A 24,088-nucleotide genomic window follows, 5' to 3' on the forward strand; every position below is an offset into this window, starting at 1 on the left:
CACCCTCCGACACCCGCACCGCCCGGGCCTAACCGCTCCGCCGCCAGAGCGAGTCGTCACCCAGGACTCCCACCGCCATGTCCGATTCCCGCTAGAAGCGAGCGGATGCCCGTGCGAGACTCCCTCTCATGGACTTCGCCGAGCGCTACCGCATCATTTCCTCGCGCGACCCCCGCTTCGACGGCCAGTTCATCACCGCCGTCCGCTCCACGGGCATTTACTGCCGCCCCAGCTGCCCCGCGCGCACCCCGAAGGAGCAGAACGTCACTTTCTACGAGACCAGCGCCGCGGCCCACGAGGCCGGCTACCGCGCCTGCAAGCGCTGCCTGCCCGAGGCCGTGCCCGGCACGCCCGCGTGGAACCTCCGCGACGACCTCGCCGGCCGCTCCATGCGCCTCATCTCCGACGGCGTCGTCGAGCGTGAGGGCGTCGACGGCCTGGCCCGCCGCCTCGGCTACTCCACCCGCCACCTCACCCGCGTGCTCACCGAGGAGCTCGGCGCGGGCCCGCTCGCCCTCTCCCGAGCGCACCGCGCCCAGACCGCCCGCACGCTGCTGACCTCGACCGACCTCCCGATGGCCGACATCGCCTTCGCGGCGGGCTTCTCGAGCATCCGCCAGTTCAACGACACCGTCGCCGAGGTGTTCCAGCTGACCCCGACGGCGATCCGCGAGCGCCAGTCGCGGCACGACACGGCCGCCCCCGGCTCGATCACGCTCTCCCTGCCCTACCGCGAGCCCCTCGACATCGACGGCCTCTTCACCTGGCTGGCCGTGCGCGCGATCCCGGGCGTCGAGCACCTCGGAACCGACGCCGAAGGCGCCATCGACTCCTACTCCCGCTCGCTCGCGCTGCCGGGAGGGCCCGCGTGGTTCACGGTGCGACGGATGCCCGGCGGCACCACCCCGCGCCTCCTCCTCGACGCCCAGCTCACCGCTCTCGGCGACCTGCCCGTGCTGGTCTCGCGCATCCGCCGCCTGTTCGACCTCGACGCCGATCCGGTGGCGATCGACGAGGCGCTGTCGGCCGCCGCTGAGGCGTTCGCCGCCGAGAGAGGCGCGTCGGCGCTCGCGGGGCGGGCGCTGGCGGCACGGGTGGCGGCCACCCCGGGCATCCGGATGCCCGGTGCGGTCGACCCCGCCGAGATGCTGTTCCGCGCCATCGTCGGCCAGCAGATCACCGTCGTCGCGGCCCGTACCCTGCTGCACCGGCTCACGCTCGCGGCCGGATCGACGTTCCCCGGCCCGCCGCCGGCGGCAGCACCGGAGGAGTCGGCGCCGACCCTGCTCTTCCCCACGCCGGCGCAGATCGCCGAGCACGCCGGAACCGTGCTCACCGGCCCCCGCGCCAAGATCGCCACCGTGGTGAACACGGCCGAGCTGCTGGCGTCCGGCGCGCTCGAGCTCTCGTTCGGCGACGACGCGGGCGAGCAGCGCCGCCGCCTCGTCGCGCTGCCGGGCATCGGCGACTGGACCGCCGGCTACCTCGCCATGCGGGTGCTCAAGAACCCCGACGTCCTGCCGACCGGCGACGTGGCGCTGCGAACCGGTGCGCGACGACTCGGGTTCCCGGATGCTCCGCGAGCCCTCGCGGCGTGGGCCGCCCCCTTCGCACCGTGGCGCACCTACCTCTCCCTGCACCTCTGGTCGGCGTCGGCCCCACCGCCCCGCCCGCCCCAGGCGCCGCCGACTCGCCGGACACCCACCACCGCGACCACGCGCACGCCGACCCCCGCGACCCGCCGGAAGCCGATCCCGTCCCCAGCGACCCGGCAGAAGCCGATCCCGACCCCCACCGAGGAGACCCCATGACCGCCGTCATCCAGTTCGTCGACACCCCCGACGGCCCGTTCGGCCTGATCGCCGATGCCGACGGCCGTGTCATCGCCTCAGGCTGGACCGCCGACCCGGCCGCACTGCTGGCACGCCTGGCGCCCGCCCTGCAGCCGACCGAGCTGGAGTCGGCCGAGACCCGGGCCGCCCATGCGGTCACCGCTTACTACTCCGGCGACGTCCGGGCGATCGATACGGTCGAGGTCGCCCAGACGGGAGGAGGATTCCACCGCGCCGGATGGGAGGCGCTGCGGACGATCGAGCCCGGGCATCCGCTCAGCTACCAGCAGTTCGCCGCGCACCTCGGACGCCCCACCGCCGTCAGGGCGGCGGCCAGCGCCTGCGCGCGCAACGCGGTCGCCCTGTTCGTGCCGTGCCACCGGGTGCTGCGCACCGACGGCACCCTCGGCGGCTTCGCCTGGGGCACCGCCGTGAAGCGCTCGCTGCTGGCCCGCGAGTCCGAAGCCGCCGGGGCCTGACGCGCCCAGGTCGGCCCGGCCCGCCGACCGCGCCGATGCGGCGGGAGATCAGGCCGGAACCGGCGCCTCCGCCAGCAGCTCCCGAACCCGCGGGATGACCTGCGTGCCGTACAGCTCGATGCTCGTCATCAGGTTCGCGTGCGACAGCGGCCCGTTGCCGTACTTGAGGTCGAAGCGGTCGACGCCGAGCACCCGCACGGCCGACGCGATCTTCTGCGCCACCGTCTCGGGAGATCCGACGTAGAGCGAGCCGTGCGGCCCCGCCTCCTGCTCGAAGTGTGCGCGCCCCATCGGCGACCAGCCGCGCTCGCGCCCGATGCGGTTCATCTGCGACTGGTAGTGCGGCCAGAGCTGCTCGCGCGCCTCCTCGTCGGTGGCGGCGACGTGCCCGGGGGAGTGCACGCCCACCGGCTGACGGTCGAAGCCGAACTGGTCGAGCGCGCGGTGGTAGAGGTCGGCGAAGGGGGCGAAGCGCACCGGGTCGCCGCCGATCACGGCGAGCATCAGCGAGAAGCCGTAGCGGGCCGCGCGCACGACCGACTCGGGGCTGCCGCCGACACCGACCCAGGTCTTCAGCAGCCCGGTCTCGAGCTGCGGGAACACCTGCTGGTCCTTCAGGGGAGCCCGCGTCGAGCCCTCCCAGGTGACCGGCTCGCCCGAGCGCACGGCGGCGAAGAGGTTCAGCTTCTCCTCGAACAGGCGCTCGTAGTCGCCGAGCTCGAAGCCGAACAGCGGGAACGACTCGGTGAACGACCCGCGCCCGAGGATGACTTCCGCGCGCCCGTTCGAGAGCGCATCCAGGGTCGAGAAGCGCTGGAACACCCGCACCGGGTCGTCGCTCGAGAGAACGGTGACGGCCGAGCCGAGGTGGATGCGCGAGGTGCGCGCCGCCACCGCCGCCAGCACGACCTCGGGCGCCGAGACGGCGAAGTCGTCGCGGTGGTGCTCGCCGAAGCCGATGAAGTCGACGCTCACCTCGTCGGCGAGCACGGCCTGGTCGACGAGGTTCCGCAGCACCTGCGCGGCGGGCAGCAGGCTGCCGTCGGGGGCGGCGGTCACGTCGCCGAAGGTGTCGAGTCCGAGCTGGAGCTGCTCTGCCATGGTCTTACGTCCTGTCCGTCGGTGCCGCGTCTCACGCCCATTATCCATGCGTGTGTATGAAAGCAGACAACCGGATGCTCGTCAGCAGTATTCCGCGCGGCCCCCGCCTGCCAGACTGGAGCCCAGTCACCGTCGTGAGGAGCCCTCCATGTCCGCCCCCATCCTCGTCGGCTTCGACGGATCGCCCGCCGCCCAGACCGCCCTCGACTGGGCCCTCCGCCGCGCGGAAGCCACCGGCTGCGACCTCGAGGTGCTCTACGTCGCCGACACGTCGTGGGACTCCGAGGCGTTCACCGCCGCCCCGCTGCTGCAGCAGAAGGGCGAGGTCGTGGCCGCCGAGGCCGCCTTCCACGCCGACAGCAAGGCGCCGCACGTCACGGTCACCTCGAAGGTGCGGCGGGGCAACCCCGTCACCGAGCTCGTCGCCGAGGCCGAGGCGATCGGCGCGAGCCTGCTTGTCGTCGGCAGCTACCGCAAGGACCTCTACGAGCGCCTGACCACGAGCGCGGTCAGCCTCCGGGTCGCGGCGTCGGCCACGGTGCCGGTCGCGGTCATCCCCGACGTGCCCGCGACGAAGCGGCACGGCGTGGTCGTCGGCATCGACGGCGGGCCCTCCTCGGCGCGGCTCGTGCGCACCGCGCTCGCGGAGGCGGCCCTGCTCGGCGAGCCCGTGCGCATCCTGACCGCGTGGACCCTGCCGCCCCTGATGCAGCCCGAGTTCACCGACGGGTCGGAGCTCTACGAGGCCCTCGAGCAGCGCGCCAAGGACGTCGCCGAGGAGACCGCGGGACAGGCCCAGCGCGAGGACGGCACCGGCGTCGCCGTCGAGACGCAGGTCGTGCTCGCCGCCCCGTCGGCCGCCCTGGTGACCGCGGGCAAGGAGGCCGCCCTGCTCGTCGTGGGCAGCCACGGCCGGCACGGCATCGGCCGCTTCCTGCTCGGCTCGGTGAGCCACGACGTCATCCTCGGGGCGCAGTGCCCGGTGCTCGTGCTGCGGGTGACCGACAAGGTGTCCTGAGCCGCCACCCTCCAGCCCGACCCGCGCCTCCGGCCGGAGCGTGGGATTCCGCTGACCGCGCATTCGGCGAACACCCCGGAAACGCCCGGTATCGTGAACGCGTGTCCGACAGCCCTCTCGCGCAGAGCCCCTACGAGGTGCTCGGCGTCGGCGCAGCCGCGACCCAGGACGAGCTGAAGAAGGCCTACCGCCGCCTGCTCCGCGAGACCCACCCCGACACCGGAGGCGACGCCGTTCGCTTCGTCGCGGTGCAGCGGGCCTGGGAACTCGTCGGCGCTCCCGACGACCGGGCCGCCTACGACCGCGGGTCGAGAGGCGGCGGCGCCGGCAGCACGCACACCGCCGGGGCCTCGGGCTCGGCGTCGCCCCCGGGATCGGGCTTCGGCCCCGCGACGGGGGGCCGCGCATCCGGTCGCCCCGCCAGCTCGACCGTGAAGGCCCGCACCTACGGGCACCCCGGCGGACAGGAGCGCGAGGTCTACCTCACGCTGCTCCGCGAATGGGTGGGCCGCGGCGTCGAGATCGCCGATCCCTACGACCCGGCGCTCGTGCGCAGCGCGCCGCGCGAGATCCGCGGCTGGCTCGCGAAGGCCATCGCCGAGGAGTCGACCGCCGGCCTCGTCTCGACCCTCGGTATCGGCTACACGATCTGGAACAACGTGCTCTCGGGCCGTTCGGCGAACGGCGTGCCCGAGACGATCGACCACGTCGTGCTCGGCCCCTCGGGTCTCTACGCCATCCAGTCCGAGGACTGGGGCGGCGAGGTGCGGCTGAAGAAGGACGAGCTGGTGGGCGAGTCGGTGCACCCCGACGACGAGCCGCTGCATGAGCTGCACCGGGCGGCGAAGTCGCTCGGCCGCTCGCTGGGCGTGAAGTTCACCTTGCTCGTCGTGGTGGTTCCGGATGCGGCACTCGCCGAGCCCGCGGAGACCGTCGACCGCGGCCGGCTGTCGGGCTCGGTCGTGGTGCGCCGCTCGCTGCTGCCGCAGCTGCTGCGGAACGGCGTCGACGGAGCCGCGGGCGGGCGCGGCGGCTGGGGCGGCGGCGCCGAGCGCACGAGCATCGACCGCGTCTTCGAGCTGCGCACCCGTCTGCAGAACGGCATCCGCCTGGCCTGACCGCCCCACCTGCCCGCGCCCCGCGCCAAACCGCTACTGGGTGGCGGTGAGTCGCGCCAAACCGCTGCACTTACCCGCGACTCAACTCCCAGAGCGACACTTAGGCGCGACTCAGCCTCGGTGCGCTCATGCGGGCGCTGCCGGGCGACCGCGCGCCTCGCTCGTCAGCCGACCCGCTAGACGACGAGCAGGATCTTGCCGATGTGCGCCGACGACTCCATCAGCCGGTGGGCCTCGGCCGCGTCGCCGAGCGGGAAGCGGGCTCCGATCACCGGCTGCACCCGCCCGTCGGCGACGAGCGGCCAGACGTCCTCGTGCACGCTGCGCATGATCTCCGTCTTCTCCTCGTCGGGCCGCGCCCGCAGGCTCGTCGACCGCAGCGTGCCGCGCTTGCGCATCAGCGCCCCGAGGTCGAGAGCGGCCGACCCGCCGCTGGAGGAGATGTTCGCGATCCGCCCGTTCACCGCGAGCGCGGCGACGTTGCGGTCGAGGTAGTCGCCGCCCACCACGTCGAGCACGACGTCGGCGCCTCCGGCCTCGCTCTGCACCCGCTCGACGAAGTCGTCGCGGGTGTAGTCGATCAGGATGCTCGCCCCGAGCTCCCGGCACGCTTCGAGCTTCTCGGCCGACCGTGCCGTCACCGCGACCCGGGCGCCGAAGGCGCGGCCGAGCTGCACCGCCATCGTGCCGATGCCGCTGGAGCCGCCGTGCACGAGGAGGGTCTCGCCCGACCGCAGTCCGGCGAGCTGGAAGACGTTCGACCACACCGTCGCCACCACCTCGGGCAGCCCGGCCGCGTCGATCAGGTCGACGGAGTCGGGCACCGGCAGCACGTGACCGGCGTCGACCACGACGCGTGTGGCGTAGCCCCCGCCGCCCAGCAGGGCGCAGACCCGGTCGCCGACCGCGAAGCCGGAGGCCTCCGCACCCGGCCCGAGCTCGGCGACCACGCCCGACACCTCCAAGCCCGGCCAGGCGGGAGCCCCGGGCGGCGGCGGGTAGTGGCCCTTCCGCTGGGCGACGTCGGCGCGGTTCACCCCGGCCGCGGCCACGTCGATCAGCAGCTGACCGGGCCCGGGGCGCGGGTCGTCGACGTCGGAGAGCTCGAGAACGGATGCGTCGCCGGGGTGGGCGATCAGAACGGCCTGCATGACGGCCACGCTACGCCCCTGTCCGCGCTCGGAGTCGCACCCGCGAGAACGCCGGGGAACTTGCGAGAACTCCTCGATTCGGTGTCGAATAGGCCAACGACTATCGAAGGAGATAGCTCATGACCCGTTCGTCCTACCCCGACGTCGACATCCCCGAGCTCAGCGTCTACGACGCCCTCTTCTCAGGCATCGCGGAGGCCGACCTCGACCGGGTCGCGCTCGTCGACGGCCCGAGCGGCGACGAGACCAGCTATCGCGCCCTGATCGCCCAGATCGACGCGCTCGCCGGCTCGCTCGCGGCCCGGGGTCTCGCGGTCGGCGACCGCGTCGGCATCCTCTGCCCGAATGTGCCCGCCTTCGCGACCGTCTTCCACGGGGTGCTGCGTGCGGGCGGCACCGCGACCACCATCAACTCGCTGTACACCGCGGAGGAGATCGAGAACCAGCTGATGAGCGCCGGCGCCAGCTGGCTGTTCACTGTCTCGCCGCTCTACGCCCACGCCGCCGAGGCCGCGGAGAAGGCCGGGATCGACGCCGACCACCTCGTCGTGATCGACGGCGCGGAGGGCCACCCGTCGCTCCGCGACCTGCTGTTCGAGCGGGCGGCACCGCCCGACGTCTCGTTCGACCCGGCGACGCACCTCGCCGTGCTGCCCTATTCCTCGGGCACCACCGGGCGGCCGAAGGGCGTCATGCTGACCCACCGCAACCTGGTGGCGAACATCCACCAGTGCCGCGACGTCATCCCCCTGTCCCGCGATGACCGGGCGCTCGCCGTGCTGCCGTTCTTCCACATCTACGGCATGTCGGTGCTGCTCGACTACGCCCTCCTGCAGCGGGCCGCCCTGGTCACCATGCCGAAGTTCGACCTGGCCGAGTTCCTCCGTACGGTCAGCGAGCAGCGCTGCACGTGGGTGTTCATCGCGCCGCCCATCGCGGTCGCGCTGGCCAAGCATCCGCTCGTCGACGAATACGACCTCTCGGGCGTCGAGGTGATCTTCTCGGGAGCCGCCCCGCTCGACCGGGAGCTCGCCAAGGCGGTCGCCGGCCGCATCGGCTGCCAGGTGCGTCAGGGCTACGGTATGACCGAGACGAGCCCTGTGACGCACGCGATCCCGATCGAGGGCGACATCGATCTGTCCTCGATCGGCCTGGCCATCCCGAACACCGAGTGCCGGCTGGTCGACCCCGAGACCGGTGCCGACATCGAGTTCCCGGATGCCGGCACCAGCGCACGCGGAGAGCTCCTGATCCGCGGGCCCCAGGTGATGAGCGGCTACCTGAACGACGAGGAGGCCACGGCCCGCACCATCGAGCCCGACGGCTGGCTGCACACCGGCGACATCGCGACCGTCACCGCGGAGGGCGTCTATGCGATCGTCGACCGGCTGAAGGAGCTGATCAAGTACAAGGGCTACCAGGTGGCTCCCGCCGTGCTCGAGGCGGTGCTGCTCTCCCACCCCGACGTGGTCGATGCGGCCGTCGTGGGCGTGCCCGACGAGGACGCGCAGGAGGTTCCGAAGGCCTTCGTGGTGCGCCGGCCCGACGCCGGGGACGACTTCGACGAGGCCGCGGTGATGGCCTTCGTCGCCGAGCGGGTCGCCCCGCACGAGAAGGTGCGGCTGGTGGAGTTCATCGACGCCATCCCGAAGTCGACCTCCGGCAAGATCCTGCGGAAGGACCTGCGATCGCGGGTGGGGCGGCACGCGCTGACCTGACCGGTGGGGTGTCGCCCACGGCACCCGACCGCACCCGGCGGGGTGTCGCCCACGGCACCCGACCGCACCCGTTCACGGGACTGTCGGCGGGGAGTGGTAGACCGAGAGGATGACCGACTACAGCTCCACGCACCAGGCCCTGCTCGACACCGTCCCGCTCCGCGAGGGGGCGCGCATCGAGAGCGAGCGTGTGCACTACGACGAGGGCGGCACCGCGCTCGACGGATTCCTCGTCGCCGACGCCGCGATCGACGGGCCGCGGCCGGCGGTGCTCGTGCTGCACGACTGGACGGGGGAGCAGGAGTACACCCGCGTGCGCGCCGAGATGCTCGCTCGCCTGGGGCTCTTGGCCTTCGCCGCCGACCTCTACGGCGCCGGGGTGCGCCCGACGGGTGACGACGCGGCTGCCGAGGCCGGCACGTACTACGGCGACCTGCCGCTCTTGCGCCGCCGGGTGCAGGCGGCCTACGACGTGCTGGCGAGCGACCCGCGGGTCGACCCGTCGCGCATCGTCGTGATCGGCTACTGCTTCGGCGGCTCGGCCTCGATCGAGTTCGCCCGCACCGGGGCAGCCCTGGCCGGAGCCGTCAGCTTCCACGGCGGGCTCGTCACGCACGAGCCGGCCGACGTCGAGAGCATCCGCACGCCCCTGCTCGTGCTCACCGGCGCCGACGACCCGGTCGTCCCCGACGAGGCGGTCGTCGCCTTCGAGGACGAGCTGCGGCAGAACCCCGCGATCGACTGGCAGATCGTGCTCTACAGCGGCGCCCCGCACGCGTTCACGCTGCCCGAGGCGCCGAGCTGGCGGCCCGTGGCCGACGCCCGCAGCTGGCGGGCGTTCCGCGCCTTCCTCGACGAGGTGCTCGGCTAGCCCGTCACCCGGAGGCCTTTACCCGCCGCCCGCCGGGTGGCATTGTGGACACTGTACACAGGAGGTGCACATGCTCACGACCGACCACGGTTTCAGCGGTTTCAGCGTCACGGACATCGACGAGTCCCGGCGGTTCTACCAGGACGTCCTCGGGCTCGAGGTGTCGACGAACGAGATGGGCATCCTCGACATCGCCCTCCCGGCCGGTGGCGCGCACGTGCTCGCCTACCCGAAGGAGGACCACGTGCCGGCGGTGTTCACCATCCTGAACTTCGCCGTCGACGACATCGACCGGGCGGTCGACGAGCTCGAGGCGGCCGGGGTGGCGCTCGAGCGCTACGAGGGCATGCCGCAGGACGAGCGGGGCGTGCTGCGGGGCAAGGCGGCGAACCGCGGGCCCGACATCGCGTGGTTCCTCGACCCGTCGGGCAACATCCTGTCGGTGCTCAGCGACTAGCCCGGGTTCGGCGCCCGGGCGGGCGGCGTCGCCCGGGCATCGGTCGCCCGGGCATCCGGCGCCCTAGAGTGATGAGCGCAGCTCGATCGACACCGGGTCGATGATGTCGTCGAAGTCGTGGTGCTTCTCGACGTAGCGCACGACGAAGGGGCAGATCGCCACGGCCCGGAGGCCCGCGTCGCGCACCTGCTCGAGCGTGCCCTTGATCAGGGTGCTTCCGTAGCCGTGGCCCTCCTGGGCCGGATCGACCTCGGTGTGCAGGAAGACGCGGTCGACGCCGCGGTCGGTGTACTCCGTGAAGCCCACCTCCTCGCCGTCGACGAGCAGCGCGTAGCGGTTCTGCTCGGGCTGGGGCACGACCTCGACGGTCGCCTGGGGGTTGTCGCTCTCGTTCTCGCTCATGACCCCAGCGAAGCAGATTCCGAGCGGATGCGCGAGCGGCGCACCTGGCCCCGCGGGGGTCACCTCGGCGAGCCGTCGGGCGCCCACACCCCCGAGCTGCCCCGGCGATGGCTGCCGACCAGATGCGTGTCGAGGATCCCGACCGCCTCCATCAGCGCGTGCATCGTCGTGGGCCCGACGAAGCGGAACCCCTTCGCGCGGAGCGCCGCCGCCAGCGCCGTCGACTCGGGGCTCACCGTCGGCACCTCGGCCATCGTGCGCGGAAGGGGGGTGCGGGCCGGCCGGAACGACCAGACCAGCCCCGACAGCCCACCCGTCGTCGCCGGATCGTCGCGCAGCGCGACCGTCGCCCGGGCGTTGCCGATCGTCGCGAGGATCTTGGCCCGGTTCCGCACGATCCCCGCATCATTCAGCAGTCGGGCGATGTCGTCGTCGCCGAACCCGGCCACGGCGTCCGGATCGAAGTCGCGGAACGCCGCCCGGAACGCCGGCCGCTTCCGCAGGATGGTCGCCCAGGACAGCCCCGATTGGAAGCCCTCGAGGCTCAGCCGCTCGAACAGCCCGCGCTCGTCGCGCACGGGCAGGCCCCACTCGGTGTCGTAGTACTCCTGCAGCAGCGGATCGACCGCGGCCCAGGCCGGGCGGGCGAGACCGTCGGGTCCGACGACGACGGCGCGGTCGGCGGCGGAGGCGGGGGAGTTCTCTGCGGGCGGCACCCGTCTAGTATTGAACGAAGCCACTACTGAGGAGGATCACCGGATGAACGTGCTCGCTGCCATCGGAGCCATTCTGCTGTTCCTCGTCGGCATGTTCCTGTTCGGAACGCTCGCCAACGCGTGGGTCTTCTTCGCCGGCATCCTGTGCGTCTCGGGCTCGGTCTTCCTGGCCACGTCGATCCTCTCGACGCAGCGCCGCCACTAGCCGCGAAGCATCCGGCTCAGGAGACCAGCTCCTCCAGCGCTTTCGCCAGGCGCCGCTCGCGCGTGGCGTCGGTCTTCGCGTCGACGATCGAGGTCGCGATGCGCTTCTTGTTGGTGTACGAGAGCGCGGCGAAGGCGGCCGCGGCATCGGCGTCCCCGGCCAGAGCGGCGGCAAGAGCATCCGGGAGCTCGACCTCGCGCGGCGCCTCGTCGAGCTCGACGCCGACCACGACCGTGTCACCGGCGGCGACGCCCGCGGCCGCCCGGTTCTCGGCGCTCAGCGCGATCAGGTACTGACCGGTGTAGAACACGATCGAGCTGCGGTAGCTGTGGCCGCCGATGGTGACGACGACCGGGATGCGCTTGCCGCGGTCGAGCGCCGTCACCACGCTCTCGGGCACCGGGATGCCCGTGTTGTTCTTGCCGCTGGCGAGGATCGTCGTGCTGAACTCCATGTCAGCAGTATGGCCCAGCCGAATGGCGTCAGGCGGCGATGCTGCGAGCGTCGAGGGCGTCCTGCACGATGGTGAGGCCCTCGAGCCCCGGCATGCGGGCGATGTGCGCGTCGATCTTGGCCGCCTCACGACGACCCTCGGGCCCGCCCATCAGGTGGCCCATGACGTGCTTCACCTCGTCGTCGCTCATCACGCCTGAGCCGACCGGGCCCCAGAAGTTCTTCAGCGCGAAGCGCGCCAGCACCTGGGCCTTCTTGCTCTTGCCGAGACGCTCGCGGGCCTGGGTGGCGTAGAAGGCGACGTGACGCGCCTCCTGCTTGGCGATGCGGCGCAGCAGTTCGGCGAGCACCGGATGCGCTTCGAGGTCGGCGAGCCGGTTGTAGGCGGCGACGGCCGACCACTCGTTGGCCGCGCCCCACACCATGTGCACGGCGATGAAGCCCGAGCCGACGATGTTGCCGAGGAGGGACTGCTTCACGGGGTCGAGACGGTCTTTCCAGCCGAGCTTCAGGCGGGTGGCCTTCAGCTCGTCGAAGTCGACGATCACGTCGTGCTCGGCGAGCACGGCCGCGAGGGCCTCGCCGTGCCAGAACTCCTCGCGGTTCCACATGGTCATGAACGCCGTGACGTCCTCGTCCTTGTGGGAGGGGGTGACCAGCATGTCCCGCAGGTAGCAGACGGTGTGGTACTCGATGTCGCACATGTAGCGGAGGCTCCGCAGGGTGCCCTCGGGAAGGGGGTGCTCGCGGAAGTCGGAGAAGTCGAGGTCCTGCCACGCGACCTTGGTGGAGGTCTCCGTGTACTTGTCGATGTCGAATGCCATGGGTGTGTCGGGGGAGCGTCAGGTGGCGCTCGACCGGTCTCCTTCCTCGGATGCGGATGCCGGTGCGTCGGGCAGCAGAGCCAGATTAGCCGGTGCGACGGGGCGGTCGGACGATCGTCTCGTCCAGTCCTCCACCGTCCACTTCATTCGTTGCGCGTGCCGATACAGATCGGTGTCGGGATTCACCACTGTGGCGTTTCCCAGCAGCTTCAGCCACGCGACGTCGGCGAGGCTGTCGCCGTAGCCGTACGACTGGGTCAGGTTCGCACCGTGACCGGCCGCGTACTCGCGGAGCCACGCGGCGCGCGCTTCATCGACCAGCGGGGGAGCGGCGAGGTAGCCGGTGAGCACGCCCTTCGAGGCATGCATCTCGCCGGCGACGACCTCGTCGAAGAACGCGGAGAACGGTTCGGCTGCCGAGCTCATCGCGCCCGTGACCAGCACCGTGCGGTGCCCGGCGGCGCGGTGCTGGGCGACGCGGTCGAGAGCATCCGGAATCGCCCGGCTCAGCATGGCTGCGCCGAAGCGGCCCTGCACGAGCTCCTGCAGCTCCTCGACGCGGATGCCCTTGTAGCGGCGCACGAGGGTGCGGATGAACTCGCCGCGGTCGCGCCGCTCGGCGCGGAGGTACGCCGGCACCGAGACCAGGAGGCTCGCGAACTCCTGCGGCCACTGGGCCTTCGGGGTCATGCCGAGGCGCATCCAGAGGTACTGCTCGACGAGGTTCGACTCGACGACGGTGCCCTCGAAGTCGAACACGGCCAGCACGTCGCTGCGCACCGGCAGGGCGCGCTTGGCACGGGCCCGGCCGGCGGGCCGCTTGGCGAAGGCCTTCGTCAGACCGGTGATGGAGGGGAAGTGGATGCTCTGGAAGTACTCGTGCCAGTCGATCTCGGCCACGTCGAAGCCGCGGTCGGCCTTCAGCTCGTCGGGGATCGAGGCGTGCAGCGCCCGCGTGTTGCGGTCGTCGAAGATGAGCTCGGTCTGCACGTAGGCGCGGTAGAGCTCGGCGAAGTAGCGCAGCTGGTCGAGGCCCTGCTGGCGGCGGCGGAGCGTCTCGGTCCACTGCCGCGTGCGCGGGTTCGAGGGCATCCGGATCACGGCCTGGTCGGCTACGGAGGCGATGCGCTCCTGCAGGCGGAGCGTCCGCTCGACCGAGCGGCCGCCGGGGAAGCGCCACGACGGCACGGCGATGCCGCCGTCGTCGCCCGGCATGGGGTTCTCGGTGAAGAACTCCTTGACGTTCTCGTACATGGTGTGGAACGGCAGCGGGTTCCGCGCTCCGGACACGACCTGGTAGTAGCGCGGCTCGTCGACGGGCGCCGGCGTCACGGCGGCCGCGAGGATCGCGTTCACCACGAAGTCGACCGGGATGACGTCGAGGATGGAGTCGGGCACGCCCGGGAACTCGGGCAGCTGGCCGCGGCCGTAGGCCATGATCAGCGGGTCGGCGACCTTGAAGCCGTCGAGCCAGCCCGGGAACGGGTGGCGCAGGGCGCTCTCGATGATGGAGGGGCGGACGATCGACAGTCGGTGACCGGCCGTGCCCCAGAGCTCCTCGGCGGCGCGCTCGGCGAAGGCCTTCGTGAGCGTGTAGACGTCGGTCCAGCCGAGGGACTCGGCGCGGATGCGGCCGTGGTCGATCAGGCGCTTGGTGACCCACTCGATGCGGGCGGCCTCGGCGTCGGCGGCGACGGCCTGCGGGCCCACCTTGCCGAGCTTGGCGCGGCTCTTGGCGAGCAGGCCCCGCAGCACCTCGGGCTGGCGGGAGGCCATCTCGACCCGGCGGCGGGCCGACTTCGCGGCGGCGTTCTCGGCGCGCCAGTCGATCTCGTGCTCGAGCGGCGCCTCGGGCGAGACGCCCTTGCGCATTCCGCCGACGTAGGCGGTGGAGACGTGCACCACGTGCGGGTCGCTGCCCGAGGCGAGCAGCGCGCCGTAGAGGCCGGTGGCCCCGTCGACGTTGGTCTGGAAGGCCTCGTCGATCGGCGGGTCGAACGAGACGGTGGAGGCGCCGTGCAGCACCACGTCGATGTCACCGGGCAGCTCGCCCGGGTTCGCGAGGTCGCCCTGGATGACCGTCAGCCGTTCCCGGATCGTGCGCTCGACCTCGGCCTCGCCGACGGCCTCGCGCCAGGTGCGGAACACCGGCTTCTTCAGCAGCGTCTGCAGGCGGGTCTCACCGGTGGTGCGCGACTTCGGCCGGATCAGCAGCGAGACACGCGTGTCGGGGTGCGAGGAGAGCAGCCGTTCCAGCACCGCCTGGCCGACGAAGCCGGTGGCGCCCGTGAGCAGCACGTGCGAGCTGCCGAGAGAGAAGGCGGAGTCGGCGGGGGTCGTCGTCGGGTCGGTGGGGGTGGCGTCGGTCATCCGGTCGCTCCGCCTTTCTTGGAGGTCGAGGTGGTCGAGGTCGTTCGGGTGGATCGGGCTGCTCGGCTGGATCGGGCTGCTCTGTCGGGTGCGAGACCGTGGCGGAGGCCGGCGAGCCGGCGGCCGAGGGCATGACCCGCACCCCGCGAGGGGGCGAGCGCGCGCTCGCGAGCCGCCCGCACCACGTGCAGGGCGCCGAGTCCGGGGAGCTCCCGCACCTTCGCATCGACGCCGGCGGTGAGCTCGGCGTCGAGGAGCTCTTCGTAGAAGAAGGCCGAGGCGGATTGCTGCACGCTCGCGGCCCCGATGGGCCACGGGGTGCGCGGCAGGGCGCGGCGGGCTAGGTTCTGAGCGCGGCGTGAGGCGGTCAGGCGGGCGCGGGCGTCGGGCTCGACGAAGGCGCGGTGCCGCTTCTTCACCTCGAGGATGCGCTCGAGCAGCGAGACCAGCTCGGGGTTCGGGTCGAGCGTCTTGAGGCGGATGTAGGCGGCCTCGGTCATCCACTCGTCGACCGCCACCGTGGTGAGGTGCACGCCGATGACGTCGGGCCCGATCGCGTTCGCGCGGAACGACTCGACGATGGGCGTCGCCCGCTCGGACAGCTCGAGCGCGATCGCCTTGAGGCGGGGGAGCTCCTCGATCGCGGTCGGGTCGACGCCGTGGGCGCGCACGATCACCTCGAGGGCGTCGGCGATCCAGTACTTCTCGAACGCCCAGGTGGTGAGGAACGCGGTGACCCGCGCGTCCTTGTGGGTGGGGGTGACGAGCACGTTCCGCAGGTAGGTCATGGTCGAGCGCTCGAGCTCGCGCAGGTAGGCGAGCAGGCGCACGGTGCGATCGGCGAGCGGATGCTCGGCGAATGCCTCGAGATCGATCTCGCCGCGGTGGCTGCCGACCGCGGTGCGGGCGAAGTCGCGCACGTCGAAACGCTCGGGAACTCGTTCTTCGACGGACATCTGGTCTCTCCGAGGCGGACTGTCCCCGGCGTGGTCGGCGAGGAGGGGTGAACGGATGCGCTCGTCTAACGCTACGCACTCCGTAGCGTATCCTAAGCACCATGGCGACGGCTCTGGTGACCGGTGGAACCTCGGGGATCGGTGCAGCATTCGCCCGGGCCCTCTCCCTTCGAGGGTACGACCTCGTGCTCGTCGCGCGCGACGAGGAGCGGCTGCGCGAGACGGCCGCCGAGCTCTCCCGCGACGGGGCGACGAAGGTCGAGACCATCTCCGCCGACCTCTCGGTGCGGGCCGACGTCGACCGCGTCGCCGAGCGGCTCGAGTCGGCGGATGCGCCCATCGACTTCCTGGTCAACAACGCCGGCTTCGGCATCCACGGCTCGCTGCTCGAGCGCGACGTGTCGATCCACGAGCGCGCGCTGTCGGTGATGTGCCTCGCCGTGCTGGTGCTCGGCGGTGCGGCCGGACGGGCGATGAAGGCCAGGCACAAGGGCACCATCCTGAACGTCTCCAGCGTCGCCGGCACCATCGCGACCGGCAACTACTCCGCCGTCAAGGCGTGGACGACGGCGTACACCGAGGCGCTCGCGGTCGAGCTCAAGGGCACAGGAGTGCAGGTCACGGCGGTGCTGCCGGGCTGGGTGCGCACCGAGTTCCACGAGCGGGCGGGCATCCGCACCAAGTCGATCCCCGAGTTCCTCTGGCTGGACGCCGACGCGCTGGTGGAGGAGTGCCTGCGCGACGTCGCCCACGGCAAGGTGCTCTCGGTGCCCTCGAAGCGGTTCCGTTTCCTCATGCTCTTCACGCGGCACCTGCCCCGCCGCACCATCCGCTGGATCTCGGGACGCATCTCGTCCAGTCGCAGCAAACCGATCGTGCCGTCGGAGGCGAAGACCTCATGATGACCCACAACCACCCGCACCTCATCCGTGCCCCCAAAGACCGCTTCACGAGCGGCGTCATGGCGAACATGCGCTTCGTCGCGCAGCGGATGCTGCTGAAGCCGGTGGTCTGGTCGATCACCCGCGTCAGCGTGCACGGGCACGACGCCGTCAAGGGTGTGCAGGGCGCCTTCATCGCGGTCGCGAACCACTCCAGCCACCTCGACGCGCCGCTGATCATGTGCGCGCTGCCGCGGCGCATGGGCCGGTACCTGGCCGCCGGAGCCGCTGCCGACTACTTCTTCGACATCTGGTGGCGGCGCATCCTGACCGCCCTGTTCTTCAACGCGTTCCCGATCGACCGCACCGGCACGGCGCAGAAGCACGGCGTGTCGAAGAAGCTGCTGAGCCGTGGGGTCCCACTGCTCGTCTTTCCCGAGGGCACGCGCTCGAAGACCGGCGAGATGGCCGACTTCAAGGCCGGCGCGGCCGCCCTGTCGCTCGCCTGCGACGTGCCGCTCGTGCCCGTCGCGCTGGTCGGCGCGAGCGCCGCCATGCCCCGCGGACGCAACTGGCCGATCCCTGGGCGCCCGCCCGTGGCGGTCATCTTCGGGGAGCCTATGATCGGACTGCCCGGCGAGACGCCCGACCAGTTCTCGAAGCGGATCAAGGTCGAGGTGCAGCGACTGCACTCGACCGGAAGCAGCACTCTGAAAGGATCCTCATGACCGACGTGAAGCACATGAAGTGGTGGGGCTGGGGCCTCGAGGGCGTCGGATTCCACTTCGAGGACAAGCCCGACTTCGCCCCGTTCGTTCAGAAGGCGGTCGCGCTCGACATCAGCGTGCCGCCCGTGCCGCCGCTCTCGTTCGACGAGCTCACGGTCGAGCCGCCGCGCATCACGGCGTCGTTCGAGGCCGAGCTGGTCTCGATCGTGGGCGCGTCGCACTCGACGACGGATGACATGGCTCGGGTGGTGCACACCTACGGCAAGAGCATCCGCGACCTGCTGCGCGTGCGCCGCAACGAGATCGCCCGCGTGCCCGACGTGGTCGTCTACCCCGCCGACGAGGCCGAGGTGCAGCGCATCGTCGACGCCGTGGTCACCGAGGGCGCCGTGCTCATCCCGTTCGGTGGCGGGAGCAACATCGCCGGGAGCCTCGAGCCGCTCGCCGACGAGAAGCGCACGATCGTCTCGCTCGACCTCGGCCGCCTCCGCCGCGTGCTCGACATCGACGAGGGCTCGGGCCTCGCTCGCATCCAGGCCGGTGCCCAGGGCCCCGACCTCGAGGAGCAGCTGAACGCGCGCGGCTGGACGCTCGGCCACTTCCCCGACAGCTTCACGCACTCCACCCTCGGCGGCTGGGTCGCGACGCGCTCCTCGGGCATGCAGAGCGACAAGTACGGCGACATCGCCGACATCGCGCGCGGCCTCCGCATGGTGCGCCCGGGCACGGTCGTCGTGCTGCGTCCGCTGCCCTCCACCTCCACCGGCCCCTCGGTGCGCGAGATGATCATCGGCTCCGAGGGCCGCCTCGGCGTGATCACCGAGGTCACCGTGCAGGTGCACCGCCAGCCCGCCGTTCGCGAGGTGCAGGCCTACTTCTTCCCGAACTGGAAGGCCGGCCTCGCGGCGATGCACGAGATCTCGGAGTCAGACGCCTCGCCGTCGATCACCCGGGTGTCGGATGCGCGGGAGAGCGGCTTCTCGCTCGCCACCCGCAAGAAGTCCAAGGGTGTCTCGTCCTTCGTGACGAAGACGCTCATGTCGGTGCTGCAGCGCCGCGGCTGGGTGCTGGAAGACATGTGCCTGTCGTTCATCGGCTTCGAGGGCAGCTCCTCGCACGTCTCCTACGAGAAGAAGCTCGTGTCGAAGATCGTGCGGAAGCACGGCGGCCTCGGCGTCGGCAAGGGCCCGGGCGCCCTCTACGACCAGAAGAAGTTCGACACGCCCTACCTCCGCGACTTCCTGCTCGACCGGGGCGCCGCCGCCGACGTCTCCGAGACCGCGGCACCGTGGTCGAAGCTGCAGAAGGTCTACGACGACACCGTCGCGGCCGCGAACAAGGCGTACGACGCCCTCGGCGTGCACGGCTGGATCATGTGCCACCTCTCGCACTCGTACCACTCCGGCGCCTGCCTCTACTTCACCTTCGCGTTCGTGCACGGCGACGAGCCGATCGGCCAGTACGAGGTCGTGAAGTCGAGCATCCAGCAGGCCTTCATCGACGCCGGCGGAACCCTCTCGCACCACCACGCGGTGGGCGTCGAGCACTCGCCGTGGATGGAGCAGGACATCTCGGCCGGCGGCGTCGCCCTCATGCAGGGCCTGTTCGACGCGGCCGACCCCGGGCAGCAGTTCAACCCGGGCAAGATCCTCGGCACGCCGATCACGCCGGAGGAGGTCGCCGACCGCGTCGCGCACGCGCCCCGCGCCGGCACCCCCGCCGCTCACTGAGCCCCGCCGCCCACTGAGCCCGGGGGTCACGGCCGGCTGCGGTCAGGGCCTGATCACCCGATAGAAGTCGGTCACGATCGAGGGATGATTCACGGGTGCATGGCAGATGCAGTCCTTGATGCGGATCATCCCGATGGCCGACAGGCTCAGGTCGACGTCACCGACGGTCGACGTGCCTGCATCGTGCAGGAGGAGCACCAACGTCACCGTCTGACCGGGGTCCAGGCTGTCGATCGAGCAGGTCAGGCCCTCGTGGGGTCGGCAGGTGACGCCGCGTGGCAGCGTCGGAAAGCCGTCGACGGCGTAGCCGGCCAGGTCGAACTGCAGATCTGCGAAATTCGGGTCGGTGTCGCCGTTCGTCACGTCGACACGCAGAAGCAGGTTGGCTGTTCCGAGCGGTGTCATCGAACCTCGGGCCGTCACGCGCGTCGAGGTCGGCGAGGCGGGCGGTTGACCCGGTTGCGGCATCACGTGACGAGCCTGTGCGGAGGTGTCGAGATACGTCATGCCGGGCCACATGCAGTCGAAGTAGGCGGTCTCCATGGCGCGGCCGCCTCGGCCCCAGACGTAGATCTGCACCGCGAAGGTGTGATCGGGCCGCCGCATGAAGATGATGGCGCCGATCAGCTTCCCGCCCCGGCGGTAGTAGGAGCCGGTCGCTGATGAGCCATCGACCTCCTCGTACCGTTCACGGCTGAGGTAGGTGGCATCGAGGAAGCCGAGGAGCCCGGCGGGCAGTGCTGTCGAATCCCAGCCGTACTTGCAGGCGCCGCCGGCCGCGCCCCAGTGCTCGGGCCCCGTGACGCCGTCGAGTGACGGACAGCTGACTCCTGCGGCTTTCGCTGCCGTGGCGAGGCTCGGACCGAGCACGCACCCGAGTGCCTCCGCCTTGGCCGGAAGGCCGACGAGTGCCGTGGCGGCCAAAGCGAGTGTCACCAGGACGAGCGTCGTCTTGCCAATCAAAGACCTCATCGAACGACCTCCTAAACTGAGTTATGCTCAGTGTAGCGAGTCGGGATGGAGCGGGGAAGCGCCGATCAGTCGGGGGGAGTCAGGGCCGGCCAGAGCAGCGTGAGCAGCCGGTCGGCCCACTCCTCGTCGGGCTCGCCGCCGCGGATGACGTGGCCGACGGCCGAGCCGAGCAGCACGCTGACCACGAGCTTCACGTCGAGGCCGGCCCGCAGGTCGCCCCGTGCGACCGCCTCGTCCAGGAACGAGACGAGCTGGTGGCTGCGCATCCGGATCATGTCGCGCAACTGCTCGGTGAACGGCGCAGCGCCGTCGTCGACCAGGATGGCGGCGACCGTGCCGCGCCCCACGATGTCCTGCACGCGCACGCGCGCCGCCCCCAGCAGCCAGTGCAGGGTGTCGTAGGTGCTCATGCCGCTGGGGAGGGTCACCTCGGTGGTCGCGGCGTCGATCGCCGCGGTCAGGAGCGCCTCGCGGTCTTCGTAGCGGCGGTAGATCGTCGTCTTCGCGACGCCGGAGGTCGCGGCCACCGCCTCGACCGTCACTCCGGCCGGACCGCGGTCGCGCAGCAGCTGCAGCGTCGCCGCCACGATCCGCTCGTCGGCGGCACCGCGCTGCGCGCCGTCGTGCTGCCCCGCGGGGGCGCCGGAGCCGCTCATGCTGCCATCATGCCAGTCGGCACGGGTTCTCCCCTGAGCCTTGACCCCGGACATCCCGGCCCCTAGGGGTCGTGCCGCCACCGACCCGGAGGAGCGGGTCAGAGGCCGCGGTCGACCATGTCGAGGAGGCGGGAGGTCGCGAAGTCGACCATGCGGTCGTCCAGGCCCCGGAGGGGGCCGTCGATGATGAGCATGCCGAGGCCATGCACCGTGGCCCAGGCCAGGAACTCGGCGTTCTGCCGACGGGCCGCGGGCATGGCGCCGGTCTCGACCATCGCGTCGAGGGCCAGGCCGACGAGCTGGAACGGGGTGCGGCCCGAGTGGCCCGCCTTGGCGGCGTCGAAGGCGTGGCTGAGGTCGTCGGGCACCGAGTACGCGGTGCGGAAGAGGCCCGGCTCCTCGCGGGCGAAGGCGAGGTAGCCGAGGCCCACCGCCCGCAGCATCGCGCGGGCGTCGGTCTCGGTGACGGCGCCGTCGGGGCCGGTCGGCGGATGCTCGGCCAGCTCCTGGTCGATGCGGTCGGCCGAGAAGCCGAGGCAGCTGTCGCTGACGGCCTTCAGCAGCGCCTCCCGATCGGCGAAGTGCCGGTAGGCGGCATTGGGGGAGACGCCGGCGCGGCGGGTCGCCTCGCGCAGCACGACGGCGTCGGGGCCGCCCTCGCGGGCCATCTCGATGCCGGCCTCGAGCAGCGCCTCGCGCAGCCCGCCGTGCCGGTAGGTCGACCGCGACGGTGGTGGCTCCTCATCACTCATGCTCAGCCTCTGGGGTAGGGAAGCGTCCTGGGTGACGGACGCTCTTGTGGACAGCGTACACATGGCGACGCCGCTCCTCCCGTGAATGAAGCGGAGCGGCGTCGCGATGCGAACCGGCTCTACTCGTCGGCGCCCGCGATGGCGTTGAGCACGAGCACGGCCGAGTCGTTGGCGCCGATGGCGTACTCGTTGGTCTCGTCCTCGTCGCAGAGCTGGCCGGTGGCGATCTCCTCGATCTCGGTGACGAGGGCCTTGGCCTGCCGCAGCTCGACCTCGAGCATCGAGGCCTGGGTCGACCGGTTGGCCTGGGCGGCCATCAGTGCGTCGCTCAGCTTCTCGCGGTCCTCGAGCGAGATAGCAGCGTCGGAGAGGGCGCGGTCGCGCTCGTCGGCGAGGATGCCGATCTCGGTGCGTGCGGCCCGCAGCTCGCTCTCGAGCCGGGCGACCCGGTCGCGGGCGTCGTCGAGGTCGTCGCCGCCCCCGCCGAGGCCGAGGGCCTCGAACCCCTCGGGCTCGCGCTCGGTGTCCCGGCTCGAGACCGAGGCCGCGGCCGACGCGGCGGCGGCCGCCGTGGCGGCGGCGGCATCGGCGTCGCGACGCGCCTGGGCGGCCTCGGCCTGCGCCTCGGCCAGCTCGCGCTCGAGGGCGTCGACCCGGCCACGTGCTTCGGCGAGGGCCGCTTCATGCTCGCCCCCCGCATCCGTCGCCGGGGTCTCGTCGGCGAAGGTGGCCGCCGTCGCGGCGTCGCTCTCGGCCCGCGCGGCCGCCAGCTCGTTCTCGAGCTGCACGACCCGCGCGCGGCTCTGCTCGAGCTCGTCGGCGGTCTGCGCGATCGCGGAGGCCGCGCCCTCGCCGTCGGCCGACAGGGCGGCGACCGTGGTGGCGTGGTCGCTGCGGAGCTGCTCGATCTCGGCGGTGAAGCGCTCGGTGAGGGTGGTGTTCTCGCTGCGGAGCCCGTCGAGCTCGGCGGCAGCCGCGGTGCGCTCCTGCTCGAGCTCGGCCTCGTGCTGGGTGCGCAGCTGCTCGAGCTCGGCCTGGTGGGCCGCGGTGAGCTGCTCGATCTCGGCGACGTGGGCGGCGCGCAGCTGCTCGTCGTGCATCCGCAGCTGGTCGCTCTCGGAGGCGTGGCCGGCGCGCAGCTGGTCGGTCTCGGCCGCATGCGCCTTGCGCAGCTCGTCGACCTGGGCGGCGTGCGCGGCGGTGAGCTGCTCGATCTGACCCGCGTGCGAGGAGCTGAGCTGCTCGAGCTGCGCGACGTGGGAGCCGCGCACCTCCTCGAGCTGGGCGGCGTGGGCCGTGTGCAGCCCCGCGATCTGCACCTCGTAGCCCGAAGCCATGGCCTGGTGCTCGTCGGTGAGGCGCGAGGTGGTCGACGCGAGTTCGGTCTGCAGGCGGCCGGTCTCGTCGAGGCGCTGGGATTCGAGGCGCGCGGTCTCGTCGGCCAGCTGCGCCTGCAGGGCGGCGGTCTCGGAGGCGAGGCGCTGCTGCAGCGCCGTCGTCTCCGACGCGAGGCGCGCCTGGAGGGCGAGCAACTGCTCCTCGCGCTCGGCCAGGTCGGCGGCGGTGGTGTCGAGGGTGGCCTGGGTGCGCTCGTAGCGCGCGGTCATCTCGGCCAGACGCTCGCTCGTGTCGGCGAGGCGCTGCTCGGCGTCGGCGCGGGCGTCGTCACGGAGGCGCCGGTCGTCGAAGACCAGTCCCAGCTGCGAGCGGATGATCTCCAGCGGGTCCGTCTCCTCGACGTCCTCGATCGGCGGCACGGGGGGCGGCTCGTAGGCCGGGTGCGCCTTGGGGTCGATGAAGTGCTGGCGGTAGAGGTCGTCGATGACGGCGGCGTAGCGGGCCCGGAACTCGGGGGTGCCGATCTTCAGCGAGGCGCCGACGAAGCTGAGGGCGGTGCGATCGCGCCCGGTCAGCTCGTAGCCCGGGGCGGGCTCGGGGGCCGGCTCCGACGCCGGGGTCGGGTAGGCGGCGGTCGCGCCGGTGCCGGAGGCGTCGTCGTCGTGCTCGGCGAGACTCGCGAACAGGTCGGTCTCGGGCTGCGCCTCGTCTGCCTGTGCGACGGGCCCGGCGGTCTCGGCCCCGTCGGCCTGGGGGTGCGTGGTGTGGGGCCGGGTGGCGTCGGGGTCGGTGGGGGTGGCGTCGGACATGATGCTCCTACTGGCCTCGCGGGGGTGGTGGTGAGGGCTGCCGCTCGTCGTCGCGGCTCGTCGTGGTCAAGGGTACTGGCCGTGCCTGAGTCCCGGGTCTCCGTCTTCGTTGTCGTGCGGGCCGCCGCCCGTGCCGAGGCCGCGCAGCCGCTCGAGCTCGCGCCGATCGCGCTTGGTGGGGCGCCCGGTTCCGCGATCGCGCACGGGCACGAACGCCACCTCCTCGCGCGGCGGCGGCGGGGGAGTGAGGTCGGCGAACAGTTCGGCCGCGACCGCTGCCGAACCGCGCTTGGCGCCCAGCTTCTGCACGGTGAGGATGCGGTCGAAGCCGCTGATGCGCGCCCGCACCTCGTCTCCGGGCCGAACGGGCTGCGCCGCCTTCACGCGGTCTCCGTTCAGCTTCACGTGACCGGCCCGGCACGCCGCGGTGGCGAGCGAGCGGGTCTTGTAGACGCGGGCAGCCCACAGCCAGCTGTCGATGCGCACGCCCTCGCTCATCCGTCAAGCCTCGCACAGGCCGCCGACAGCCGGGAGGCCCCGGCCGAGCCACC

The 24,088-nt window shown here is 71.9% G+C and carries 24 protein-coding genes; 11 read left to right on the top strand and 13 right to left on the bottom strand.

Annotation, left to right across the window (positions count from 1 at the left end; translation table 11 throughout):
• The first annotated feature begins 128 nt into the window (after positions 1-128).
• Both HQQ85_RS01160 and HQQ85_RS01165 read left to right on the top strand, forming a co-directional pair.
• Positions 129-1,811: a DNA-3-methyladenine glycosylase 2 family protein gene (locus HQQ85_RS01160; protein ID WP_173180683.1), complete on the top strand. Its 1,683-nt coding sequence runs from the start codon at positions 129-131 to the stop codon at positions 1,809-1,811.
• Complete coding sequence (locus HQQ85_RS01165) at positions 1,808-2,311, top strand: methylated-DNA--[protein]-cysteine S-methyltransferase (protein ID WP_173180684.1); 504 nt, start codon at positions 1,808-1,810, stop codon at positions 2,309-2,311. Before HQQ85_RS01160 ends, HQQ85_RS01165 begins: the two co-directional genes overlap by 4 nt.
• A 48-nt stretch (positions 2,312-2,359) precedes the next feature.
• On the opposite strand, the gene HQQ85_RS01170 is transcribed toward HQQ85_RS01165, so the two are convergent.
• Entirely contained in the window at positions 2,360-3,412 is a 1,053-nt protein-coding gene (locus tag HQQ85_RS01170; RefSeq protein WP_173180685.1) for an LLM class flavin-dependent oxidoreductase, read from the bottom strand.
• Positions 3,413-3,560: 148 nt separating this feature from the next.
• On the opposite strand from HQQ85_RS01170, the gene HQQ85_RS01175 reads away from it, so the two are divergent.
• Together HQQ85_RS01175 and HQQ85_RS01180 are read left to right on the top strand one after the other, a co-directional pair.
• Positions 3,561-4,430: a universal stress protein gene (locus tag HQQ85_RS01175; protein ID WP_173180686.1), complete on the top strand. Its 870-nt coding sequence runs from the start codon at positions 3,561-3,563 to the stop codon at positions 4,428-4,430.
• Positions 4,431-4,531: 101 nt separating this feature from the next.
• Positions 4,532-5,548 carry a DnaJ domain-containing protein gene (locus HQQ85_RS01180; RefSeq protein WP_173180687.1) on the top strand — a complete coding sequence of 339 codons (1,017 nt, stop codon included), beginning with the start codon at positions 4,532-4,534 and terminating at the stop codon, positions 5,546-5,548.
• Between the two features lie 176 nt (positions 5,549-5,724).
• Here the strand turns inward: HQQ85_RS01180 and HQQ85_RS01185 are convergent, their stop codons facing one another.
• Positions 5,725-6,699 carry an NAD(P)H-quinone oxidoreductase gene (locus tag HQQ85_RS01185; protein ID WP_173180688.1) on the bottom strand — a complete coding sequence of 325 codons (975 nt, stop codon included), beginning with the start codon at positions 6,697-6,699 and terminating at the stop codon, positions 5,725-5,727.
• 119 nt (positions 6,700-6,818) lie between these two features.
• Here HQQ85_RS01185 and HQQ85_RS01190 point away from each other — a divergent pair, with 119 nt between their 5' ends.
• From HQQ85_RS01190 to HQQ85_RS01200, 3 genes are all read left to right on the top strand, one after another.
• Entirely contained in the window at positions 6,819-8,417 is a 1,599-nt protein-coding gene (locus HQQ85_RS01190; protein WP_173180689.1) for an AMP-binding protein, read from the top strand.
• Positions 8,418-8,526: 109 nt separating this feature from the next.
• The gene (locus HQQ85_RS01195; RefSeq protein ID WP_173180690.1) at positions 8,527-9,288 is read left to right on the top strand and encodes a dienelactone hydrolase family protein; all 762 of its coding nucleotides are present in this window, start codon (positions 8,527-8,529) and stop codon (positions 9,286-9,288) included.
• A gap of 70 nt (positions 9,289-9,358) precedes the next feature.
• Entirely contained in the window at positions 9,359-9,745 is a 387-nt protein-coding gene (locus tag HQQ85_RS01200; RefSeq protein WP_173180691.1) for a VOC family protein, read from the top strand.
• A 63-nt stretch (positions 9,746-9,808) separates the two neighbouring features.
• On the opposite strand, the gene HQQ85_RS01205 is transcribed toward HQQ85_RS01200, so the two are convergent.
• On the bottom strand, positions 9,809-10,147 hold the full coding sequence (locus HQQ85_RS01205) for a GNAT family N-acetyltransferase (protein WP_173180692.1): 339 nt from the start codon (positions 10,145-10,147) through the stop codon (positions 9,809-9,811).
• Positions 10,148-10,206: 59 nt separating this feature from the next.
• Positions 10,207-10,863 carry a DNA-3-methyladenine glycosylase I gene (locus HQQ85_RS01210; RefSeq protein WP_173180693.1) on the bottom strand — a complete coding sequence of 219 codons (657 nt, stop codon included), beginning with the start codon at positions 10,861-10,863 and terminating at the stop codon, positions 10,207-10,209.
• Between the two features lie 43 nt (positions 10,864-10,906).
• Between HQQ85_RS01210 and HQQ85_RS01215 the strand changes: the two genes are divergently transcribed.
• Positions 10,907-11,068, top strand: a complete 162-nt coding sequence (locus HQQ85_RS01215) for a hypothetical protein (RefSeq protein WP_173180694.1) — start codon at positions 10,907-10,909, stop codon at positions 11,066-11,068.
• 16 nt (positions 11,069-11,084) lie between these two features.
• Here HQQ85_RS01215 and HQQ85_RS01220 read toward each other — a convergent pair whose 3' ends face one another.
• Genes HQQ85_RS01220 through HQQ85_RS01235 form a run of 4 tightly spaced genes read right to left on the bottom strand, consistent with a single transcriptional unit; the run spans position 11,085 to position 15,671 of the window.
• On the bottom strand, positions 11,085-11,522 hold the full coding sequence (locus HQQ85_RS01220) for a YdeI/OmpD-associated family protein (RefSeq protein ID WP_173180695.1): 438 nt from the start codon (positions 11,520-11,522) through the stop codon (positions 11,085-11,087).
• Between the two features lie 28 nt (positions 11,523-11,550).
• Complete coding sequence (locus HQQ85_RS01225) at positions 11,551-12,345, bottom strand: ferritin-like domain-containing protein (protein WP_173180696.1); 795 nt, start codon at positions 12,343-12,345, stop codon at positions 11,551-11,553.
• Positions 12,346-12,363: 18 nt separating this feature from the next.
• Positions 12,364-14,715: an SDR family oxidoreductase gene (locus HQQ85_RS01230; RefSeq protein ID WP_173180697.1), complete on the bottom strand. Its 2,352-nt coding sequence runs from the start codon at positions 14,713-14,715 to the stop codon at positions 12,364-12,366.
• Positions 14,712-15,671: a hypothetical protein gene (locus HQQ85_RS01235; protein WP_216851394.1), complete on the bottom strand. Its 960-nt coding sequence runs from the start codon at positions 15,669-15,671 to the stop codon at positions 14,712-14,714. Before HQQ85_RS01235 ends, HQQ85_RS01230 begins: the two co-directional genes overlap by 4 nt.
• A 101-nt stretch (positions 15,672-15,772) precedes the next feature.
• Between HQQ85_RS01235 and HQQ85_RS01240 the strand changes: the two genes are divergently transcribed.
• From HQQ85_RS01240 to HQQ85_RS01250, 3 genes are read left to right on the top strand one after another with little or no spacing between them, the layout of a single operon-like run.
• Entirely contained in the window at positions 15,773-16,573 is an 801-nt protein-coding gene (locus HQQ85_RS01240) for an SDR family oxidoreductase (protein ID WP_173180698.1), read from the top strand.
• Positions 16,570-17,280 carry a 1-acyl-sn-glycerol-3-phosphate acyltransferase gene (locus HQQ85_RS01245; RefSeq protein WP_254069077.1) on the top strand — a complete coding sequence of 237 codons (711 nt, stop codon included), beginning with the start codon at positions 16,570-16,572 and terminating at the stop codon, positions 17,278-17,280. The genes HQQ85_RS01240 and HQQ85_RS01245 overlap by 4 nt, the downstream gene beginning before the upstream one ends.
• Complete coding sequence (locus tag HQQ85_RS01250) at positions 17,277-19,010, top strand: FAD-binding oxidoreductase (protein ID WP_173180699.1); 1,734 nt, start codon at positions 17,277-17,279, stop codon at positions 19,008-19,010. Before HQQ85_RS01245 ends, HQQ85_RS01250 begins: the two co-directional genes overlap by 4 nt.
• Positions 19,011-19,052: 42 nt before the next feature.
• Here HQQ85_RS01250 and HQQ85_RS01255 read toward each other — a convergent pair whose 3' ends face one another.
• The 5 genes from HQQ85_RS01255 to HQQ85_RS01275 all read right to left on the bottom strand — a co-directional run bounded on the left by HQQ85_RS01255 (position 19,053) and on the right by HQQ85_RS01275 (position 24,035).
• Positions 19,053-19,982, bottom strand: coding sequence for a hypothetical protein (locus HQQ85_RS01255; protein WP_173180700.1), 930 nt, complete (start codon positions 19,980-19,982; stop codon positions 19,053-19,055).
• A gap of 65 nt (positions 19,983-20,047) precedes the next feature.
• Positions 20,048-20,638, bottom strand: coding sequence for a TetR/AcrR family transcriptional regulator (locus HQQ85_RS01260; protein WP_173180701.1), 591 nt, complete (start codon positions 20,636-20,638; stop codon positions 20,048-20,050).
• Positions 20,639-20,736: 98 nt separating this feature from the next.
• Positions 20,737-21,390: a TetR/AcrR family transcriptional regulator gene (locus HQQ85_RS01265; RefSeq protein ID WP_173180702.1), complete on the bottom strand. Its 654-nt coding sequence runs from the start codon at positions 21,388-21,390 to the stop codon at positions 20,737-20,739.
• A gap of 119 nt (positions 21,391-21,509) precedes the next feature.
• Entirely contained in the window at positions 21,510-23,537 is a 2,028-nt protein-coding gene (locus HQQ85_RS01270; RefSeq protein WP_173180703.1) for a hypothetical protein, read from the bottom strand.
• A gap of 66 nt (positions 23,538-23,603) precedes the next feature.
• Positions 23,604-24,035 (bottom strand): RNA-binding S4 domain-containing protein, encoded by a 432-nt coding sequence (locus HQQ85_RS01275; RefSeq protein ID WP_173180704.1) that lies wholly within the window; start codon positions 24,033-24,035, stop codon positions 23,604-23,606.
• Positions 24,036-24,088: the final 53 nt, after the last annotated feature.

The organism is Herbiconiux sp. VKM Ac-2851 (assembly GCF_013205105.1).
GTDB lineage: Bacteria > Actinomycetota > Actinomycetes > Actinomycetales > Microbacteriaceae > Herbiconiux > Herbiconiux flava.

Bases quoted from the DNA above. Each gene is read 5' to 3' on its own strand.
- HQQ85_RS01160 (WP_173180683.1), top strand. From the start codon at position 129: ATGGACTTCGCCGAGCGCTACCGCATCATTTCCTCGCGCGACCCCCGC.
- HQQ85_RS01165 (WP_173180684.1), top strand. From the start codon at position 1,808: ATGACCGCCGTCATCCAGTTCGTCGACACCCCCGACGGCCCGTTCGGC.
- HQQ85_RS01170 (WP_173180685.1), bottom strand. From the start codon at position 3,412: ATGGCAGAGCAGCTCCAGCTCGGACTCGACACCTTCGGCGACGTGACC.
- HQQ85_RS01175 (WP_173180686.1), top strand. From the start codon at position 3,561: ATGTCCGCCCCCATCCTCGTCGGCTTCGACGGATCGCCCGCCGCCCAG.
- HQQ85_RS01185 (WP_173180688.1), bottom strand. From the start codon at position 6,699: ATGCAGGCCGTTCTGATCGCCCACCCCGGCGACGCATCCGTTCTCGAG.
- HQQ85_RS01190 (WP_173180689.1), top strand. From the start codon at position 6,819: ATGACCCGTTCGTCCTACCCCGACGTCGACATCCCCGAGCTCAGCGTC.
- HQQ85_RS01195 (WP_173180690.1), top strand. From the start codon at position 8,527: ATGACCGACTACAGCTCCACGCACCAGGCCCTGCTCGACACCGTCCCG.
- HQQ85_RS01200 (WP_173180691.1), top strand. From the start codon at position 9,359: ATGCTCACGACCGACCACGGTTTCAGCGGTTTCAGCGTCACGGACATC.
- HQQ85_RS01205 (WP_173180692.1), bottom strand. From the start codon at position 10,147: ATGAGCGAGAACGAGAGCGACAACCCCCAGGCGACCGTCGAGGTCGTG.
- HQQ85_RS01215 (WP_173180694.1), top strand. From the start codon at position 10,907: ATGAACGTGCTCGCTGCCATCGGAGCCATTCTGCTGTTCCTCGTCGGC.
- HQQ85_RS01220 (WP_173180695.1), bottom strand. From the start codon at position 11,522: ATGGAGTTCAGCACGACGATCCTCGCCAGCGGCAAGAACAACACGGGC.
- HQQ85_RS01225 (WP_173180696.1), bottom strand. From the start codon at position 12,345: ATGGCATTCGACATCGACAAGTACACGGAGACCTCCACCAAGGTCGCG.
- HQQ85_RS01230 (WP_173180697.1), bottom strand. From the start codon at position 14,715: ATGACCGACGCCACCCCCACCGACCCGACGACGACCCCCGCCGACTCC.
- HQQ85_RS01235 (WP_216851394.1), bottom strand. From the start codon at position 15,671: ATGTCCGTCGAAGAACGAGTTCCCGAGCGTTTCGACGTGCGCGACTTC.
- HQQ85_RS01240 (WP_173180698.1), top strand. From the start codon at position 15,773: ATGGCGACGGCTCTGGTGACCGGTGGAACCTCGGGGATCGGTGCAGCA.
- HQQ85_RS01245 (WP_254069077.1), top strand. From the start codon at position 16,570: ATGATGACCCACAACCACCCGCACCTCATCCGTGCCCCCAAAGACCGC.
- HQQ85_RS01250 (WP_173180699.1), top strand. From the start codon at position 17,277: ATGACCGACGTGAAGCACATGAAGTGGTGGGGCTGGGGCCTCGAGGGC.
- HQQ85_RS01255 (WP_173180700.1), bottom strand. From the start codon at position 19,982: ATGAGGTCTTTGATTGGCAAGACGACGCTCGTCCTGGTGACACTCGCT.
- HQQ85_RS01260 (WP_173180701.1), bottom strand. From the start codon at position 20,638: ATGAGCGGCTCCGGCGCCCCCGCGGGGCAGCACGACGGCGCGCAGCGC.
- HQQ85_RS01265 (WP_173180702.1), bottom strand. From the start codon at position 21,390: ATGAGTGATGAGGAGCCACCACCGTCGCGGTCGACCTACCGGCACGGC.
- HQQ85_RS01270 (WP_173180703.1), bottom strand. From the start codon at position 23,537: ATGTCCGACGCCACCCCCACCGACCCCGACGCCACCCGGCCCCACACC.
- HQQ85_RS01275 (WP_173180704.1), bottom strand. From the start codon at position 24,035: ATGAGCGAGGGCGTGCGCATCGACAGCTGGCTGTGGGCTGCCCGCGTC.